Annotated in this window: 13 protein-coding genes; 4 read left to right on the top strand and 9 right to left on the bottom strand. The window is 68.7% G+C overall.

The window, feature by feature from the left end; all coding sequences use genetic code 11:
- Positions 1-115: 115 nt before the first annotated feature.
- The 6 genes from FRZ61_RS22385 to FRZ61_RS22360 form a co-directional block, all read right to left on the bottom strand.
- A complete protein-coding gene (locus tag FRZ61_RS22385; protein ID WP_151119822.1) occupies positions 116-1,561 on the bottom strand; it encodes an amidase in 1,446 nt (481 codons plus the stop codon).
- A gap of 56 nt (positions 1,562-1,617) precedes the next feature.
- On the bottom strand, positions 1,618-2,991 hold the full coding sequence (locus tag FRZ61_RS22380) for a malonyl-CoA decarboxylase (protein WP_151119821.1): 1,374 nt from the start codon (positions 2,989-2,991) through the stop codon (positions 1,618-1,620).
- Between the two features lie 123 nt (positions 2,992-3,114).
- Positions 3,115-4,644: a malonate--CoA ligase gene (locus FRZ61_RS22375; protein ID WP_151119820.1), complete on the bottom strand. Its 1,530-nt coding sequence runs from the start codon at positions 4,642-4,644 to the stop codon at positions 3,115-3,117.
- A 97-nt stretch (positions 4,645-4,741) separates the two neighbouring features.
- Positions 4,742-6,178, bottom strand: coding sequence for a DHA2 family efflux MFS transporter permease subunit (locus FRZ61_RS22370; protein ID WP_151119819.1), 1,437 nt, complete (start codon positions 6,176-6,178; stop codon positions 4,742-4,744).
- 344 nt (positions 6,179-6,522) lie between these two features.
- Positions 6,523-7,173, bottom strand: coding sequence for an FABP family protein (locus FRZ61_RS22365; protein ID WP_151119818.1), 651 nt, complete (start codon positions 7,171-7,173; stop codon positions 6,523-6,525).
- 131 nt (positions 7,174-7,304) lie between these two features.
- Positions 7,305-8,474, bottom strand: a complete 1,170-nt coding sequence (locus tag FRZ61_RS22360; protein ID WP_191909160.1) for an MFS transporter — start codon at positions 8,472-8,474, stop codon at positions 7,305-7,307.
- 86 nt (positions 8,475-8,560) lie between these two features.
- Between FRZ61_RS22360 and FRZ61_RS22355 the strand changes: the two genes are divergently transcribed.
- The 4 genes from FRZ61_RS22355 (at position 8,561) to FRZ61_RS22340 (ending at position 12,722) form a co-directional block, all read left to right on the top strand.
- Entirely contained in the window at positions 8,561-9,412 is an 852-nt protein-coding gene (locus FRZ61_RS22355; RefSeq protein ID WP_151119816.1) for an AraC family transcriptional regulator, read from the top strand.
- Entirely contained in the window at positions 9,409-11,916 is a 2,508-nt protein-coding gene (gene hrpB, locus FRZ61_RS22350) for an ATP-dependent helicase HrpB (RefSeq protein ID WP_151119815.1), read from the top strand. The genes FRZ61_RS22355 and hrpB overlap by 4 nt, the downstream gene beginning before the upstream one ends.
- Positions 11,917-12,049: 133 nt before the next feature.
- Positions 12,050-12,568 (top strand): hypothetical protein, encoded by a 519-nt coding sequence (locus FRZ61_RS22345; RefSeq protein ID WP_151119814.1) that lies wholly within the window; start codon positions 12,050-12,052, stop codon positions 12,566-12,568.
- Complete coding sequence (locus FRZ61_RS22340; RefSeq protein ID WP_151119813.1) at positions 12,543-12,722, top strand: hypothetical protein; 180 nt, start codon at positions 12,543-12,545, stop codon at positions 12,720-12,722. Before FRZ61_RS22345 ends, FRZ61_RS22340 begins: the two co-directional genes overlap by 26 nt.
- Before the next feature lie 20 nt (positions 12,723-12,742).
- Here FRZ61_RS22340 and FRZ61_RS22335 read toward each other — a convergent pair whose 3' ends face one another.
- Genes FRZ61_RS22335 through otsB form a run of 3 tightly spaced genes read right to left on the bottom strand, consistent with a single transcriptional unit; the run spans position 12,743 to position 16,793 of the window.
- Complete coding sequence (locus FRZ61_RS22335) at positions 12,743-14,149, bottom strand: alpha,alpha-trehalose-phosphate synthase (UDP-forming) (RefSeq protein ID WP_151119812.1); 1,407 nt, start codon at positions 14,147-14,149, stop codon at positions 12,743-12,745.
- Complete coding sequence (locus FRZ61_RS22330) at positions 14,134-15,975, bottom strand: glycoside hydrolase family 15 protein (RefSeq protein WP_225308952.1); 1,842 nt, start codon at positions 15,973-15,975, stop codon at positions 14,134-14,136. The genes FRZ61_RS22335 and FRZ61_RS22330 overlap by 16 nt, the downstream gene beginning before the upstream one ends.
- Positions 15,972-16,793 (bottom strand): trehalose-phosphatase, encoded by an 822-nt coding sequence (gene otsB, locus FRZ61_RS22325; protein WP_151119811.1) that lies wholly within the window; start codon positions 16,791-16,793, stop codon positions 15,972-15,974. The genes FRZ61_RS22330 and otsB overlap by 4 nt, the downstream gene beginning before the upstream one ends.
- Between the last annotated feature and the right edge of the window lie 225 nt (positions 16,794-17,018).

Here is a 17,018-nt window from a genome sequence, read left to right as displayed (position 1 = left end):
AGGAAGGGGGCTGCGCGGTGTCGGATACCGAGCAACCCCCTCCTTGATCCTCCCCCGAAGACGGGGGAGGGGACAATAAATCGAGCCTGCCGAACTCGCTCTGTCCCCCGGATCTCTACCGCGTCGCCACCGGCCCCTTCTTCGGCTCGATCGGCGTCAGCTTGGCCAAGCCCGTCGCCTCCTCGAAGGCCGCGGCGGCGGAGAGCAGGGCCGCCTCGCCGCGCGGGCGGCCGACGATCTGGACGCCGACGGGCCGCCCGTCCGCGGTGAAGCCGGCCGGTACCGCGATCGAGGGGCAGGAGGTCATGGTGATCACGCTCGCGATCTTCAGCCACTCGACGTAGTTCTCGAAGCTCTGCCCGTCGACCTCGCGGACCCAGCGGATCTTGATGTCGAGCGGCGGGGTGCAGGCGGCGGGTGCGATCAGCACGTCGTAGGTCTGGAAGAACTCGGCGATCTGGCCATAGAGCCGGCCGCGCCGCAGCAGCGCCTTGCCGATCTCCTCGATCGAGAGCGCCATGCCGCGCTCGATGTTCCAGATCACGTCGGGCTTGAGCTTGTCGCGATGGCGGTCGTAGAGCGGCTTCATCGTCGCCGCATAGTCGACCGCGCGCAGCGTCTGGAAGGCGTGCGGCACGCCGTGGAAATCGGGGCAGGCCTCCTCGACCACGGCGCCCATATCGGCGAAGCGCTCGGCCGCGGCGCGGCAGATCGCGCGCGTCTCGGGCGCCACCGGCGTGATGCCGAGATCGGTCGAGAAGGCGACACGCTTGGGCACCTGGCGCCGGCGCGCGGTCTCGCGGAAGCCGACCGCGGGCGCTTCGAGCGACAGCGGGTCTTCGATATGCCAGCCGGCCATGGCGTCGAGCATGAGCGCCGTATCCTCGATAGTGCGCGCCATCGGCCCGTTGACCGAGAGCGTGTCGAACCGGACCTCGCCGGGCCCGGCGGCCACGCGGCCGGGGCTGGGCCGCAACCCCACCACCGAGCAGAAGCTCGCCGGCGTGCGCAGCGAGCCGCCGAGATCGGAGCCGGTCGCGAGCCAGACCTGGCCCGTCGCCAGCGCCACGGCCGAGCCGCCCGAGGAGCCGCCGGCATTGAGGCTGGTATTCCAGGGATTGAGCGTCTCGCCATAGACCTCGTTGAAGGTGTTGGCGCCGGCGCCGAACTCGGGGCTGTTGCTCATGCCGATCGGGATGCCGTCATTGGCCTCGAGCCGCTCCACCATGATGTCGGAGCGCTTCGGCACATTGTCGGCGAAGATCGGCGAGCCGTAGGTGGTACGCACGCCCGCCAGGTCGTTCAGGTCCTTGACCGCCAAGGGGAGGCCGGCGAGCCAGCCGCGCTCGTCCTCGGGCTTGCGCCGTTGCGCCATCAGGCGGCGTGCCTGGCCGCGGGCCCGCTCGGGCGCCAGCGCGACCATGGCGTTGACGGCGGGATTGACCGCCTCGATCCGGGCCAGCGCCGCCTCGACCAGATCGAGCGGCGAGACCTCGCCGCGCTTCAGAAGCTCCAGCGCCGCGCAGGCGGTCAGCCGCACGAGTTCGTCCCTGCCCGTCATGAGATGATGGTCCCCCAAAAATGAATGCCGGCCCGGGCGCCGGCCTCGATCCGCCGTCAGCGTCCGGCGGCGACCGCCGGCGTCTTGTCGCTGGGCCGGGCCTTCGGCCGCGGCTTGGCGGCGAGGAGGCGCGCCAGCTCCCTGGACAGCGCCACCTTGCCCTCCTCGGCGAAGGCCTCGTGGTTGAGCTCCAGATTATCGAGATCGTAGAAGTAATTCACCAGCATGCCGAAGGATTGCTGCAGGCCTTTCGGCGAGGTGTCGCCCAGCCAGTTCAGGCGCTCGAGCCGCGCGCCATTGCCGAGATGGAACCGCGCCACCGGGTCGGCCGGCTTGGGCCCGCCGATGCTGCCGGCCAGATAGCCGGCGCAAAGGTTGGTCAGGGTATCGCGGAGCGGCGCGAGGGAAGCGGCATCGACCGCGGGCCGCTGCAGCAGGGCTTCGAGCCCCTCGCGATCGGCGGGATCGAGCTCGAGCGCGGGCTTGCCCGCGAGCGCCGATGCCAGCCAGCCGCGGAAGGAGGGGATGGGCGAGAGCGTGGCGAAGGTCTTGAGCTGCGGCAGCTCGCGCTGCAGCTCGACCACGACCTGCTTGATGAGGAAATTGCCGAAGGAGATGCCGCGCAGGCCGGTCAGCGAGTTGTTGATCGAGAAGAAGATCGCATGCGTCGCCTTGGCGGGATCGAAGGCCGCGGCCTCGGGGTCGATGATCGGCTGGATCGAAGCGGCGAGATCGCGGCCCAGCGCCACCTCGATGAAGATCAGCGGCTCGGCTTCGAGGGCCGGATGGAAGAAGGCGAAGCAGCGCCGGTCGGCGGCGAGCCTGCGGCGCAGGTCGGTCCAGTTCGCGATTTCGTGGACCGATTCGTACTGCTTGATCTTCTCCAGGAGCGAGGCCGGCGAGTTCCAGTCGATGCGCTCGAGATAGAGAAAGCCGCGGTTGAACCAGGATCCCAGGAGATGCTGGAAATCGGCATCGACCGCGCGCCAGGCGGGCTTCTCGGCCAGGCGGCCCAGCAGCCGCTCGCGCAAGGCGACGATGACGCGCGTGCCGCCGGGCGCCATGTTGAGCCGGCGCAACAGCTCCTGGCGCGGCGCCTCGACCGCCTCGGCGAGCCGGCGCAGATGCAGCGCGCTCTCTTCCTGGCGGTAGGCCGCGGCCGCGGCCAGCACCTTCTCGCGGTCGGCGCCGAAACGCTCCGCCAGCATCTCGAAGAACTTGGTCTCTTCCTCCGGGGTGAGCCGCTCGAGCCGCGAGGCGAGCTCGCTCGCATAGGCGAGCGACGTCGCCTCGCCGCGGCGCGCCAGCACGCGCGCGCAGAGCGCCTCGAGATCGGCGCCGGGCGAGACGGGGCTGCTCTGCTGCGACAGGAGCCGCCGGCCGGCATCGATGATCTGGTCGAGAATGCCGCCGATCAGAGGTGTCGCCATGACGATCGCTTCTCCGCGCCGGCGCCACTGTCAAGGCCCGCCGGCAGGGCCGGTTCCCACGCCAGGATAACGGGGCGTGATCCGTTCTCTACCCCGGAATGCGGGGCAAAATGATGGCAGCGCTCAGCGCCGCGGAGCGGCGAAAGTTGCCTTGTAGGTCTCCCGCAGCTTCGCCTTCTCCACCTTGCCCATGGCGTTGCGCGGCAGCTGCTCGACCAGGAACACGGCCTTGGGCGCCTTGTAGGCGGCCAGATGATCGCGCGTCGCCTCGGCGATCTGCTTCTCGGCGAGCTGGGCGCCGGGCTTGCCGACCACCACGGCCACGACCCCTTCGCCGAAATCGGCGTGGGGCACGCCGATCACCGCCGATTCCGCCACGCCCGGCAGCGTGTCGATCACGCTCTCCACTTCCTTGGGATAGACGTTGAAGCCGCCCGAGATGATCAGGTCCTTGGAGCGGCCGACGATATGGACATAGCCGCGCTCGTCGATGCGGCCGACATCGCCGGTGATGAAGAAGCCGTCCGCGCGGAACTCGGATTTGGTCTTCTCCGGATTGCGCCAGTAGCCCTGGAAGATGTTGGGGCCCTTGACCTCGATGCCGCCGACCTCGCCTTGCTTCAGAGGTTTGCCCTGGTCGTCGGCAATCCGCAAGCTCACGCCCGGCAGCGGGAAGCCGACGCTGCCGGCGACGCGGTCGCGCTGGTAGGGGTTGGAGGTGATCATGTTGGCCTCGGTCATCCCGTAGCGCTCGAGGATGGTGTGGCCGGTGCGTTCCTTGAAGGCGTTGAAGGTCTCGACCGTCAGCGGCGCCGAGCCGGAGATGAAAAGCCGCATGTCGCGGCAGCAATCGCGGCCGAACTCGGGGCTCGCGAGGAGGCGCGTATAGAAGGTCGGCACGCCCATCATGACGGTGACGCGCGGTAGCAGCCGGATCACCTCGGCCGCGTCGAAGTGCTTCAGGAAGACCATGCTGGTGCCGTTGAGGAGCGTGGTGTTGAGCGCGACGAAGAGCCCGTGGGTGTGGAAGATCGGCAGCGCGTGGAGCAGCCGGTCGCGCGGCTCGAAGCGCCAGATCTCGTGCAGCGCCGCGGCGTTCGAGGAGAGGTTGCCATGGCTCAGCATGGCGCCCTTGGGCTTGCCCGTGGTGCCGCTGGTATAGAGGATCGCCGCGATGGTCGCGTCGTCGCACTCGAAATCCTCGATCTCGGCCGGCTGGCGCTGGGCCGCGTCGATCAGGCTGCCGCGCCCCTCGGCATCGAGGGTGAGCATGCGCGCGCCGTGATCCTTGATCAGCGATTCGTCGGCGAGCGGCGAGCCCGGGGTCACCACCACGACCTTGGGCGCGGCGTCGGTCAGGAAATACTCGACCTCGTCGCGCCGGTAGCCGGTGTTGAGCGGCAGGTAGATGGCGCCGATGCGCAGGGCCGCGAGATAGAGCGCGATGGCCTCGGGCGTCTTCTCGACCTGGACCATGAGGCGCTCGCCGGGTTTGGCGCTGGCGGCGAGGAGGGTGCGGCCGATGCGGGCGCTGAGCTCCAGCATCTCGTGATAGCTGCGCACCGCGCCGTTGGCGGTCTCCAGCAGCGGCGCCCCCGGGTCCTTCGGGAAATTGCGTGCGAGGATGGCGAAGAGGTTACGGTTTGACGACATCAGTCGGAAGCGCCGGGCTGTTGTGGGATCGGACGGCGATTGTCGCGGAGGATTGCCCTCCGGCACAAGCCCTGCACCGGTTTCGCCTTGCTATTGCTCAGGAATCCTTGGGCGCGAGCGCCGGTCGGGGCTGGCGCCGCTCGATATGGCCGCTGACCTCGTCGCCGGCATTGGTGGGAAGCGGGATGAAGGTGAGGGCCGAGGCGGCGGAGCAGATCGCCACCACATAGAAGGCGAAGGTGAAGTCGCCGACATTGAGCGTGCCGCCATGCATCGTCACGGAGACATGGAGCGCGAGCGCGCCGACGCCCACGCCGAGGCTCATGGAGAGCTGCTGGGCCATGCTGGCGAAGCTGGTGGCGAGGCTCATCTTCTCGGCCGGCATGTCGGCATAGGCGATGGTGTTGAGCGCCGTGAACTGGAGCGAGCGGAAGAAGCCGCCGGCCAGCAGCAGCGCCAGGATCACCCAGCCGGGCGTGCCGAGCTGGAAGAAGGAGTAGCTCGCCAGGAAGACGCCGCTGATGATCGCATTGGCGATCATGGTGCGCTTGAAGCCGAAGCGGCGCAGGATCGGTCCCGCCGTGAGCTTCATGAACATGGCACCCGCGGCGGCGGCGAAGGTCAGCAGGCCCGAATTGAGCGCCGAGAGGCCGAATCCGATCTGCAGCAGCAGCGGCATGAGGAAGGGCAGCGACCCGATCCCGATGCGGAACAGCGTGCCGCCCCAGATGTTGGTGCGGAAGGTCGGAATCCGCAGCAGCGTCAGGTCGATCACCGGATGGGCCACGCGGTGGGCGTGGCGCACATAGAGCGTGATGGCGACGAGACCGGCGACCAGCAGCGCGATGACGACCGCGTTCGGCAGGATGCCGCGACCCATGGTCTCGAAGGCGAAGACCAGGCCCGACAGGCCGACGCCGCTGAGGATGAAACCCGTGAGGTCGAGCGGCGGCGTCTTGGGCTCGCGCGCGTCGGCGATGAAGAGCGTGGCCAGCAGGATGCCGAGCAGGCCGATCGGCAGGTTGAGCCAGAAGATCCAGCGCCAGGAGAAATAGGTGACGATGAAGCCGCCCACCGGCGGGCCGATGACGGGTCCCAGCAGCGCCGGCACGGTCAGATAGGCCATGGCGTTGACGAGCTGGTTCTTGGCGACGGAGCGCAGCACCACGAGCCGGCCGACCGGCACCATCATGGCGCCGCCGATGCCCTGCAGGATTCGCGCCGCGACGAAATCGAGCAGCGAGTTGCTGAGGCCGCAGAGGATCGAGGCGGCGGTGAAGATGACGATCGCGATGCGGAACACGTGGCGCGCGCCGTAGCGGTCGGCGACCCAGCCGCTGATCGGGATGAAGACCGCCAGGCTCAGGAGGTAGGAGGTGATGGCGAGGTTGAGGTGGACCGGATTCTCGTTGAAGGCCTTGGCGATGGTCGGCAGCGCGGTCGAGACCACCGTCGAATCGAGATTCTCCATGAAGAGCGCGCAGGCCACGATCAGCGGCGTGGTCATGGGCGAGGAGGGCCGGACGCGGATCATGAACCGGAATTCAGCTCGAGAGGGGAACAGGGCCGCGCCGCGAGGGCGCGAGCGAAGGGGCGCGGGACGATCGTCCCTGTTTTCAAGATAGGTCGCCGCCCGCCCTCCAGGCGAGCCAATTTGCCATGGCTGCCATCCATGGGAAGCAGGATGACGGATCGGCAAGGCAAATGCCACCCCGCCCCTCTTTGTCATCGCCGGACTTGATCCGGCGATCCAGGGCCGTCGGGACTGGATCCCCGGATCCGGCCTGCGGCCGGTCCGAGGATGACAACGAGAAGGACACCACGCTCACGCCCGCGCGGAAGGCCGAGGCCGCTCGGCTCCGCGCCGATGACGGCCGGCTAACCCGCCTGGCCGCGCTTCAGCAGACCGATGAGCGGGTTCGGTGTCGGCGCCGCGATTCGCTTCAAGGTGTTGGTGTCGCGGTGGTCAAACGGCGGCGTGGCGCCCCGGACCGCCAGATCGGTGCGCGTCACATAGGTCCAGCTGTCGTCACCGTTGAAGGTGATGTCGATGCGGTAATAGTCGGTGCGGAACGCCTCATCGAGGAAGGTGGTCGAGCAAATGCCGAAACGGGTATCGCCGCGCCGCGCCTCCACCGAAATGCGTTCGTCGTCCGGCTTCGCGGTTCCGCCCGCCAGCACCACCTGTCCGCGAGGGATGGCGATCGTCTGCATGATCAGCCCCGTGGCTGGTTCCCAGAGCCAATAGCCGACCTGGTCATGAAAGGTGATGGCCTCTTCCGGCGTGTTGATATGGATGTGATAGCGCAGCCCATAGAGGAGCTGGGGACCGTTGGTCTGCGCATCGATCGGCTCCATCCGGATATGCTCCCGGAACAGGCGCCGCTCGGGGCCGTCCGCCTTCGGGTTGATGTCCACCCCCTGATCGGACTCCCATATGCCGGCCAGGCGGCGCAGCGGGCCCAGATTGGCCAGCGTATCCGGCGAGACATCGGGTTCGGTAAAGACATCGTCCGGGATGCTCGGCATGGGTCCCCTCTCGCAGCGGCACGCGTCAAATTCGCATGCCCGTCCTTGCGATAACAAGCACACAGCCTGGCTTGACCCTTGCCCTTCAGGCCGGCGAAGGATCGGGGCGGGAGGGGGAACGGGTTGCCGGCTCACGCCCGCGCCAGCGCGCGATGCGGGAAGAGGACGGCTGCGGCCACCGTGCCGATGCTGATCGCGGCCAGGGCGAGGAAGAGGGCGGAAAACCCGCCGCTCTCGACGTGGAGCGCCGCGATCAGCGGAATCGCCAAGGGCCCGGCGCCGAACGAAGTCACATAGCTCACGGCATAGACGCGCGAGCGCCAGGATTCCTCGACATGCTGTGCCACCATCGCGTCGCCGATGGGAATGAGGCCGAACATCAGGAACATCAGTGCCAGCGCGACCGGAATGATGATCTGGCCTTCGGCCCAACTTGCCGCGATCAGGAACGGCACCTGAAGGGCCGCGATCGGCACGAAGAGTCCCCTGAGGCTGACGCGGTCGATCAGATGCCCGACCAGGAGCTGCGCCATCGCCGCCACCAGATAGACGAATGACAGCAAGGCGCCGACCTCGAGCGTCGAGTGTGTCCAGCCGGCCAGATGCTCGGCGAAGACCTTGGGCATGGCGATGGTGGTGGCGTTGAAGACGATGCTGTCGCAGACGGTGGACAGCAGCAGCACGAAGCCGATCCGCCACATCAAGGCGCGCGCCGGTACCGGCGCCGCTCGCGGCCGTTCGACGGCTCGGGCCGGGGTCGGTCGGACCCATAGCAGGAACGCGATGCCGGCCAGGATCGACAGAGCGCCGGGCAGGATGAAGGCGGCCCGCCAACCGATCGCCTGGGCGAGGGCTCCCGTGATCAGCGCCGCGCCGGCGATCCCGGCATTGCCAAAGACACCGTTCACTCCCAGCGCCCGGCCCACTTTACCGCGGTTCTCCACCAGCATGGCGATGCCGACCGGGTGGTAGATCGAGGCGAAGAGGCCGATCAGGGTGAGCCCGATCGCCATGCCGATTGGCCCCTGCACCAGCCCGGTCGCGATCAAGGCGAAACCGAGGCCGAAGAAGAAGATCGTCATCATGTGGTGCCGGCTCCAGCGATCGCCGAGCCAACCGGCCGGCAGCGAGCCGGCACCATAGGCGACGAGCCCGCCCAGGGAGAGACTTAGCAACTGGCCATAGGGGATATGCCAGGCGGGCTCCAACGCCAGCACCGCGGTCGGAAAGATCAGCATGGCGAGATGCACCAGCACATGACCGGTATTGAGGCAGGCGACGGTGGGGTCGTAGCGGCGCATGAATCTGAATCCCGGCCCGGGTTCGTCAAGAGATCGACCGAAGGGCGGCATTGTAGGAGCGAGGCATCTGTCCTACTTTCGCGATCATGTCAAAAATCGTCGAGAATCAGCCAAAACGCGGGCTGCTGGCCGACCCCGAGAGCTTGGCGGCATTGCCCCGCGCCGTGGTCGCGTGGCAAGCCTCCTATCGGCCGGGCGAGGCGCTGCCGGCCCATCGGCACCGCCGGGCGCAACTTGTCTACGCCGCCGAAGGGATGATGCGGGTGACGACGCCGGACGGCTCCTGGCTCGTGCCGCCGCAGCGCGCCGTCTGGGTCCCACCCGGCACCGACCATTCGATCCGGATGTCGAGCGCGGTCTCGATGCGCACGCTCTATATCGACGGCGAGAAAGCCCGGCGAATGCCCTCGCGATGCTGCGTGCTGTCGGTCTCGCCGCTGCTGCGCGAGCTGATCTTGCGCGCGATGGAACTGCCGACGCTCTACGAGATCGAGGGTCCGCAAGGGCGGCTGATGAGGGTCATCCTCGACGAGATTCGCACCCTGCCGAGCCTGCCGCTGCATCTGCCGACGCCGGGCGAACGGCGCCTGGTGCAGCTCTGCCGGGCGCTCTTGCGCGATCCGGGCGACCGGCGCGGCATCGAAGAATGGGGCCGCGACATCGGTGCCAGCGGCCGGACGCTTGCGCGTCTCTTCCGGCGCGAGACCGGGATGAGCTTTGGCGCCTGGCGCCAGCAGGCGCGGTTGATCGAGGCGCTGGCGCGGCTCGGTGCCGGCGAGCCGGTGACGCATGTGGCCCTCGACCTTGGCTATGAGAGTCCCAGCGCTTTCACCGCCATGTTCCGGCGCGCGCTCGGCGTGACGCCAAGCCGTTATTTCGATGCGCCGCCGTCGCGGGTCGAAGGGCGCGCCAGAACCAGGATAAGCCCGCCCGCATGATCAAATTGCCGATCGAAGACGCGTTGCCGGCGCTGAAGGAGACGCTGGCGCGCTCGTCCAGCGCGGTGCTGGTGGCCCCGCCCGGTGCCGGCAAGACCACGCGCGTGCCGCCGGCCCTGCTCGACGAGCCCTGGGTCCAGGGCCGCAAGATCCTGGTGCTGGAGCCGCGGCGGCTGGCCGCGCGCGCCGCCGCCCATCGCATTGCGCAGGAGCGTGGCGAGGCGGTCGGCGGGACCGTGGGCTTCCGCGTGCGGCTGCAGTCGCAGGTGGGTCCGCGCACCCGCATCGAGTTCCTGACCGAGGGGCTGTTCGCGCGGCGCATCCTGGCCGATCCCGGGCTCGAGGGCGTGGCGGCCGTGCTGTTCGACGAGTTCCATGAGCGCAGCCTCGATGCCGATCTCGGCATGGCATTGGCGCTCGATGCGCAGCGCCTGCTGCGCGAGGATCTGAGGATCCTCGCCATGTCGGCGACGCTCGACGGCGCGCGGGTCGCGGCGCTGCTGGGCGACGGCAAGACAGACGCGCCGCTGATCCGCAGCGAGGGACGCCTGTTCGAGATCGAGACGCGCTATCGCGGCCGCGAGCGCCACCAGCCGATCGAGCCGCAGGTCGCCGAGACGGTGCTGAAGGCGCTCGATGCCGAGCGCGGCGGCATCCTCGTCTTCCTGCCGGGCGCGCGCGAGATCCGGCGCGTCGAGCGGCTGCTGGCGGAGCGCCTCAAGGATCCCGACGTGATCCTGGCGCCGCTCTATGGCGCGATGGAGGGCGGCGAGCAGGACCGCGCCATCGCCCCGGCGCCGCGCGGCAAGCGCAAGATCGTGCTCGCCACCTCGATCGCCGAAACCAGCCTCACCATCGAGGGCGTGCGGGTGGTGGTGGATTCGGGGCTCGCTCGCGTGCCGCGCTACGATCCGGCCAAGGGCCTGACCGAGCTCGCCACCGTGCGGGTCTCGCGCGCCGCGGCCGACCAGCGCCGCGGCCGCGCCGGTCGCACCGAGCCCGGCATCTGCTATCGCCTGTGGGACGAGGCCGAGACACGGGCGCTGGAGCCCTTCCCGCGGCCCGAGATTCTCGAGACCGATCTCGCGGCCCTGGCGCTCACGCTGGCGGAATGGGGCACGGCCGATCCCGGCGATCTCGCCTGGCTCGATCCGCCGCCCAAGGCCGGTTTCGCCGCGGCGCGCGAGCTGCTCTTAGGTCTTGATGCGCTGGATGCCCAAGGGCGCATCACCACGCATGGCAAGGCGCTGGCGCGCCTGCCGCTGCCCCCGCGTCTGGCGCATATGGTGCGGGCGGCGGCGGAGCAGGGGGAGGGCACGCTCGCGGCCGAGATCGCCCTGCTCCTGACTGAGCGCGGCCTGGGCGGCACCGACAGCGATCTGCGCCACCGCCTCTCGCTCTTCGCCAGGGATCGCAGCGAGCGCGCCCGCGACGCGCGCCGGCTCGCCGAAGGCTGGCAGCGCCTCGCCTCGCCGGAAGCGGCGCGCCTCGATCTGGAGCGTCCGCGCGATCCCGCCCGCGCGGGGGCGCTGCTCGCCTTGGCCTATCCGGACCGCGTGGCGCAGGCCCGGCCCGGCAAGCGCGGCGAATATCTCCTGGCCAATGGCCGCGGCGGCCGTCTCGAGGCGACGGATTCGCTGGCGAGCGAACCCTATCTCGCCGTCGCCGAGATCGCCGGCGAGGCGGCCGCGTCGCGTGTCGTCCTCGCAGCACCCATCGCGGAGGCCGAGATCGAGAAGGATTTCGCCGCCCATATCGAGATGCGCGAGCTGATCGAGTTCGATCCCGCGACGCGCAGCGTGAAGGCGCGGCGGTTGCGCCGCTTCGGACAGATCGTGCTGAGCGAAACCCGGATCGAGCGGCCCGACGGCGAGAGCGTGGCGCAGGCCCTGATCGAAGGCCTGCGCGGGCTGGGTCTCGGCGCCCTGCCCTGGAGCGAGGGTCACCAGCAATGGCGCGCGCGGGTCGCCTTCCTGCGCGCGCAAGAGACGGCCCCGGGTTCGGAAGCCTGGCCCGACCTGAGCGACGCGACCTTGCTGGCGACGCTCGAGGATTGGCTCGGGCCCTTTCTCGCCGGGCAGCGCAGCCTCAATGAGATCGATGGCTCGCTGCTGAGCCACGCGCTGGAGGGAATGCTGACGCCCGAGCAGCAGCGCCGGCTGAAGCGTTTCGCGCCGACCCATCTGACGCTGCCGACCGGACGCGACGCCGTCATCGATTATGGCGCCGATGGCGGGCCGACCTTGTCGGTCAAGCTGCAGGAGCTGTTCGGCCTGGCGCAGCATCCGAGCCTGGTCGAAGGCCGCGTGCCGATCACGCTGGCCTTGCTCTCGCCGGCGGGGCGTCCGGTCCAGGTCACGCGCGATCTGCCGGGCTTCTGGCGCGGCTCCTACAAGGCCGTGCGCGCGGAGATGCGCGGCCGCTATCCCAAGCATCCCTGGCCCGAGGATCCCCTGACGGCGCCTCCCACCGCGCGCGCCAAGCGGCCGGGCAGCGCCGGCTGAGAGGCTTCGCCCTCGGGCCCTCCAGACTTAAAAATTATAAGTCTACTCAAATGATTAGTGATGCAATTGCAAATCATTTGCATTTGCAATAGCGTTCCCCTTCCGAAGCCAAGCGAGAAGGGATCCGAACGGCATGAGCGCAAGGGTGGAGAAACCGGCAGGCAGCGACGAATTCGGCGGCGGTCCGGCGCTGCTGGCCGAGCTGGAGCTGTCGGAGCGGCTGATGGTCTGGGCCTTCCGCTGCTGGATCGCGCCCACCTCGCTCAGGGGCTATATCGTGCGCGAGTTCACGCGCCGCTTCGGCGCGCGCGATTGCGAGCCGGCCCTGCAGGAGTTCGTCCGCTTCGTCGAGGCGCTGCATGGCCAGACGGAGCGCGTGCTCCATTTCCATCATCCCTGCTGCCCCTGCGTCGGACGCGACGAGATGGTGATCCTGGGGCTGCTGGCCTCGGCGCAGTCCGGCGACAATGAAGGGTCGCGCGCGGCCGCGTTCGCGCTCACCGGCTCGAACCGGATCTCGGCGCTGCTGTCAGCATCGCGCGTCTTGAGCGCCCGGATGGCCGACAACGATCTCTTCCTGCCGGCGCGCCACGCCAGCAAGGTCGCGGTCATGGCGGTGAACGACAATGCCCAGCGACCTTGGCTGCAGTGACGCCGGGCCGATCCACGAAACCGCCGCGGCGGAAGCCGGCGGCGATCCTCTTCCCGCTTCCAGCGTCGCCCCGCTCGTCTTCCGGAAGCCCGCCGTTCCCGATGTGAGCGACGCGGCGGCCTGGCTCTCGAGCTGGCTGGTTCCGCTGGCTTGAGCCGGCCCGCGCTCGATCCCTCAGGTCCCGGTCGGCGACAGCGGATGCGAGTGGCGGCTGGCGACATCGAGCGTCGCCAGGAAGCGGCTCGCCCACCAGGCGGCGCCGTCGCTCTTGAGCTGCTGCATCATGGCCTGCCAGCGCGCATGGCGTTCCTCGAACGGCATGACGAGCGCCATATGCATCGCGTCGGCCATGGAATCGGAATCGAAGGGATTGACCAGCAGCGCCGCCGTCAGCCCTTCGGCCGCGCCGGCGAAGCGCGACAGGATCAGGACGCCCGGATCGTGCGGCGGCTGGGCCGCGACATATTCCTTCGCGACGAGATTCATCCCGTCGCGCAGCGGCGTCACCAGCCCGATCCGGCTCAGGCGGTAGAATCCCGCCAGCACCGGCCGCGTCAGCGCCTTGTTGAGATAGCGCAGGGGCTGCCAGTCGAACTCCGCATATTTGCCGTTGATGCGCCCCGCGATCTGCTCGAGCTCGCGGCGCAGGCTGCGATAGGTCGCGATCTCGCCGCGCGAATGCGGCGCGATCTGCAGGTAGGTCACCTTGGACCGGTGTTCGGGCCAGCGCTCCAGGAGCGCGCCATAGGCATGGAAGCGGCTCGGCAGGCCCTTGCTGAAATCGAGCCGGTCGACGCCGATCGCCAATTGCCGGCCCGCCAGGCTTTCCTTGAGCCGCTGGGTCTCCTCCCCGCTTTCGGATTCCGTCGCGAGTTCGGCGAAGGCCGGCGCGTCGATGCCGACGCCGAACACATCCACCCGGCTCGATTTCCCGAAGGCCTCGAACTGCCCGTCGGGATGAACCCGGCCGCCCAGGCAGCGGGTGACGAAACCCTGGAAGCAGCGCCGGTCATGCTCGGTCTGCAGCCCGATCAGGTCGTAGCCCATGAAACATTCGCCCAGGCTGTCATGAGCGGGCAGGGCCTCGAGCAGGTCGGCGGGCGGGAAGGGCGTGTGCAGGAAAAAGCCGATCGGGTTGGCCACGCCCAGCTTGCGCAGCTCCTGGCCCATCGGGATCAGGTGATAGTCGTGGATCCAGATGCGATCCCAGGGCCGCAAGAGCGGCTTCAGCGCCGCCGCCATCGCGCGGTTGACCGCCATATAGCCGTGATAATCCTCGCGGTGGAAATCGAGCAGGCCGAGACGGTAATGCAGCAGCGGCCACAGGCAGGCATTGGCGAAGCCGTTATAGTAGCGCTCGAAGTCGGCGCGCCCGAGATCCATCACCGCATAGGTCATGCGGCCCGCGCGCGTGAAGCGCAGCTCGCCGCTGGTGCTCTCGGTGGTCTCGCCGCTCCAGCCGAACCACAGCCCTTCGGCCTTGCCGAAGACGTCGCGCAGCGCCACCGCGAGACCGCCGGCCTGCGCGCCGCGCTGGCGCGGCAAGGGGACGCGGTTGGAGACGATTACGATCCGTTCCAAAATCCCTCCTCCCAGCTCTTGCTGAGCCGCATGCAGGCGCCGATCAGCCCCACCATCGAGTAGGTCTGGGGCATGTTCCCCCAGAGCTCGCCGGTCGCGGGCGCGATGTCCTCGGAGAGGAATCCCGACTGGTTGCGGCTGGCGAGCAGGGTCTCGAGAATCTCGCGGGCTTCCTCCTTGCGCCCGACCGTGCCGAGCGCGTTGACGTACCAGAAGCTGCAGACGGTGAAGGCGCTCTCGGGCGCGCCGAAATCGTCGGGCGCGATATAGCGCATCATGTGATGGCCGCGCCGGAGATGCTTCTCGATCACGGCGAGGGTCGACAGGAAGCGCGGGTCCGTGGGCGCCACGAATCCCAGCTCCGGCCAGAGCAGCAGGCTGGCATCGACCTCGTCGCCGTCGAAGGCGCTGACGAAGCAGTTGAGCTTCGAGTTCCAGGCATGCTCGAAGATCTGCAGCCGCAGATTGTCGGCGGTCACCCGCCAATGCTCCGCCTTCTCGGCGAAGCCCAGCCGGGCCGCGATATGAGCCAGATGGTAGCAGCCCGCCCAACTGGTGACGGCCGAGTAGCTGTGGATCGCCTGCCGGCCGCGGAACTCCCAGGGTCCCGCATCCGGCTTCAGCCCCAGCCCCGCGGCGGCGGCACCCACCTTCTCCAGCCGCTCGAACAGCACGGCGTCGCCGCGCTTGGGCAGGCGCTCGTCGAAGAACATCTGGGCGGCGGCCATGATCACGCTGCCGTAGGAATCGTTCTGGGTCTGCAGCGCCGCCGCATTGCCGACGCGCACCGGCCCCATGCCGCGATAGCCGGCGAGATGGGGCATGGTGACCTCCTCGACCGGGGTCGAGGGCACGATCGGATAGAGCGGCTTCAGGGAGGCGGTGGGCTCGAGCGCCAGCAGGTTGGCGATGTAGCCGATGAAGTCTTCCATCGTCTTGGTGGCGCCGAGCCGGTTGAAGGCGCGGACGACGAAATAGGCGTCCCTCAGCCAGCAGAAGCGGTAATCCCAGTTGCGCCCGCTGTTGGCCGCCTCGGGGATCGAGGTGGTGAGGGCGGCGACCACGGCGCCCGTCTCCTCGTAGGCGCAGAGCTTGAGCGCCATGGCGGCGCGCAGCACCGGGCCCTGCCATTCGAAGGGCACGTTGAGATAGCGCGCCCAGTCCTGCCAGTAGCCCAGCGTCTCCTCGTAATAGTGGCGCACCAGGGTCGGCAGGGAATCCGCGATCACCTCGTCGCTGCCGAGGATCATCGTGACCGGCGCCTGCAGCGCGAAGGCGGATTCGTCGACGATATAGGCGAGCGGTGCGTCGGTGGTGAGGCGCAGCACGAAATCGGGGCCGACATAGCGGATGGAGTTGCTGCCCGGCACCTTCTGCGGCATGGCGGCGCCGTAGCGGAAATGCGGGCGCGTGCGGACCCTGATCACGGGCGTGCCCCGGATCGGCTCGATGCGCCGCACCAGCTGGGCCGGCCGGAAGATACGGCCATAATGCTTGAAGCGCGGCGCGAAATCGGTGATGCGGATCTCGCTCCCGTCGCCATCGGTCAGGTGCGTCACCAGGATCGCGGCATTGCCGACATAGTGCTGGCGGGATTCGACCAGGCCCTGGAGCTCGACATCCCAGAAGCCGGCTTCCGGCGCCTCGCCATTCAGCAGCGCGCTGAAGACCGGGTCGCCGTCCAGGCGCGGGTGGCAGTACCAGACATGCCGTGCCCGCCGGTCGATCAGCGAGGCGACGATGCAGTTGCCGATCGCGGCGAGATCGAGATCGGCCTGTTTGCGCGCGGCCATCGCGGCGAGCGCGGTTTTCCCGGCGACGTTCATTGGGCGGCATCCACGCCGTGATCGAGGCGGATGGCGAGCTCGCGCAGCCAGGCGCGGGTCGCGGCCGGCGACGGCAGGAATCCGTCGGCCAGCAGATCGCGCTTGTCGCCGACGCGGATGGTGCAGCCACCATGAGCCCGCGAGGCCGCCATGCCCGCGCGGTCGGTCTCGTCATCGCCGATGAAGATCGGTATGCGGCCTTTGAACGGTGCCACGGTCATCAGCGCCCGGACCACATCGCCCTTGTCGAAATTCCTGGGCTTGATCTCGAAAACGCATTTGCCTTCCAACAGTTCCAATGCCCCGATCTCGGGCGCCATGATGCGGTTGAGGATGGTCTTGAGCTCGAAGGCGACCGACGGGTTCTCGCGATAATGGATCGCGATCGAGCGCCCCTTGTCCTCGAGCAGGAGCCCGCTCCAGCTCGGCAGGATCGTCTCGAGGCGCGGCCTGAGCCGGTTGAGCGCGGCCACGAACGCCATCTCCTGGCGCGGCTGGCGCGCCGGTCCCCGCATCTCGCCGCCATGCTGCGCGCCCACCACGAAGCGCCGCGCCGGGAACAGCCGGTCCACGTCGGCCAGGCTCCGGCCGGTGACCAGCGCCAGCGCCCCGTCCAGCCGCGCTTCGAGCGCGCAGAGCACGCCCGGCAGCATCTCGGGCACCTGCACCGATTGCGGCGTCCGCGCGAGATCGATCAGCGTGCCGTCGATATCGAGAAAGAGCGCCAGGCGCTGGCGCAGATCGCCCGGCTCCAGGCGGTTCAACCGCACCGCGGGCGAGCCGGGCTGGAGCTCCAGGGGCGGCAAAGCTTGCTGCATCGGCCGAATCGCTGCGGTTCCTTCTGCCACGGGTTGGGGGAAAGCCGCTCGGACGTTCCGATCACGAGATGATCCGGACGACGTCCTGAGGCAGGGCGGTTCGGGGGAGGTCCTAACCAAATCGCAAAGGCGCGGCCTGTCAACCCTTGATCGATGGAGGCTCGGTGCTACCCGCCGCGAATCCACGATTTTGCCTGCAGATTTTTGAACATGTCGGCATCGGTC

It is taken from the genome of Hypericibacter adhaerens (assembly GCF_008728835.1).
GTDB classification, from domain to species: domain Bacteria; phylum Pseudomonadota; class Alphaproteobacteria; order Dongiales; family Dongiaceae; genus Hypericibacter; species Hypericibacter adhaerens.
Note: the sequence above shows the minus strand (reverse complement) of the source record. Positions and strands in the feature narration are given on the sequence as shown.